At 70.8% G+C, this 2162-nt stretch carries 3 protein-coding genes; all 3 read left to right on the forward strand.

Annotation, left to right across the window (positions count from 1 at the left end):
- On the forward strand, window positions 1-999 hold a 999-nt coding region (locus AC0666_RS33915; protein ID WP_478709110.1), incomplete at its 5' end, for a vitamin B12 dependent-methionine synthase activation domain-containing protein.
- 11 nt (window positions 1000-1010) lie between these two features.
- Entirely contained in the window at window positions 1011-1949 is a 939-nt protein-coding gene (gene metF, locus AC0666_RS33920) for a methylenetetrahydrofolate reductase [NAD(P)H] (protein ID WP_468974645.1), read from the forward strand.
- A partial coding sequence (locus AC0666_RS33925; protein ID WP_478709111.1) for an adenosylhomocysteinase occupies window positions 1921-2162 on the forward strand: 242 nt, incomplete at its 3' end. The genes metF and AC0666_RS33925, both read left to right, overlap by 29 nt.

Raw genomic sequence — 2162 nt, forward strand, 5'->3', positions numbered from 1 at the left:
CGCGCCTACGTCGAACAGGACCTCCACGAGATCTACGAAGGCGAGGTCCGCTACGCCCGCGACGCCTTCGAAGGCCTCCGCCTCATGGACGCCCTCATGGGGGTCAAACGCGGTGTCCCCGGCGTCGAACTCCCGCCCTTGAAGCAGCGCCGCGTCGCCAGCCGCGACACGCCCCTCCTGGTGGCGGAACCCGAGCCGGGCGGCCGGTCCGAGGTGGCCGTCGACAACCCCGTCCCCACCCCGCCGTTCTGGGGCACCCGCGTGGTCAAGGGCATCCCGCTCAGGGACTACGCCTCCTGGCTCGACGAGACCGCCCTGTTCAAGGGCCAGTGGGGCCTGAAGGATGCGGAGACCATCGATACGGACGGCCGGCCCCGGCTGCGCGGTTGGCTCGACCGGCTGCACACCGACAACCTGCTGGAGGCAGCCGTCGTACACGGCTACTTCCCCTGCGTCTCCAAGGGCGACGACCTGATCGTCCTCGACGAGTTCGGCGGCGAGCGGACCCGCTTCACCTTCCCGCGCCAGAGCCGCGGCCGGCGCCTGTGCCTGGCGGACTTCTTCCGCCCCGAGGAGTCCGGCGAGACCGACGTGGTCGGTCTCCAGGTCGTCACCGTGGGTTCGAGGATCGGAGAGGAGACGGCCCGGCTGTTCGCCGCCGACTCCTACCGCGCGTACATGGAGCTGCACGGCCTGTCCGTCCAGCTCGCCGAGGCCCTGGCCGAGTACTGGCACGCCCGCGTCCGCGCCGAGCTCGGCATCGGGGGGTCCGACCCGGCTTCCATGCAGGGGATGTTCCGCACCGAGTACCAGGGCTGCCGCTATTCGCTGGGGTACCCCGCCTGCCCGGACCTGGAGGACCGCGCCAAGATCGCCGACCTGCTCCGGCCCGAGCGGATCGGCGTCCACCTCTCCGAGGAGTTCCAGCTCCACCCGGAGCAGTCCACCGACGCGATCGTGATCCACCACCCCGCGGCCACCTACTTCAACGCACGCTGAGGTGAACCCCCATGCCCCCTTCCCCGTCCCGCCCCGGCCTGCGCGAGCTCCTTGCGCGGGGCGAGCGGTCCTACTCCTTCGAGTTCTTTCCGCCCAAGACCGATGCCGGGGAGCGGGCCCTCTGGGCGGCGATCCGCCGCATCGAGGCCTTCGACCCGTCCTTCGTCTCCGTGACGTACGGCGCCGGCGGGTCCTCCCGTGACCGGACCGTCCAGGTGACCAAGCGCATTGCCGCCGAGACGACACTGCGCCCGGTCGCCCACCTCACCGCGGTCGGACACTCGGTCGCCGAACTCCGCCACATCATCGGCCAGTACGCCGACGCGGGCATCCGCGACGTCCTCGCTCTCCGGGGCGACCCGCCCGGCGATCCCAGGGGGGAGTGGACGGCGCACCCGCAGGGGCTCACCCACGCCCGGGAACTGGTCACGCTGATCCGGCAGTTGGGGGACTTCACGGTCGGTGTGGCGGCCTTCCCGGAACGGCACCCCCGGTCGGGCTCCTGGGACGAGGACATCCGCCACTTCGTCGCCAAGTGCAGGGCCGGCGCGGACTACGCCATCACGCAGATGTTCTTCCACGTGGACGACTACCTGCGCCTGCGCGACCGGGTGGCCGCCGCCGGCTGCGATACGCCGATCATCCCCGAGATCATGCCGGCCACGGACGTGCGCCAGGTCGGCCGCTTCGCCGAACTGAGCAACGCCCGCTTCCCGGAGGCGCTCGCCCGCCGCCTCGAAGCGGCCAGGGACCACCCCGCCGACGGCCACCGGATCGGCGTCGACTACGCGACCGCCATGTCCGAGCGCCTGCTCGCCGAGGGCGCTCCCGGCCTGCACTACATCACCCTCAACAAGTCCACCGCGACTCTTGAGATCCACCAGAACATCCAGAACGTCCAGAGCGTCCAGACCCATAGGAGTGCACGTGTCCTCGCAGCCGCCCGCTGACTTCACCGATTTCAAGGTCGCAGACCTCTCGCTCGCGGAGTTCGGCCGCAAGGAGATCACCCTGGCCGAGCACGAGATGCCGGGCCTGATGTCGATCCGCAAGGAGTACGCCGCGGCACAGCCGCTGGCCGGCGCCCGCATCACCGGCTCCCTGCACATGACCGTGCAGACCGCCGTCCTCATCGAGACCCTGGTCGCCCTCGGCGCCGAGGT

This window comes from Streptomyces sp. NPDC043680 (assembly GCF_056436685.1).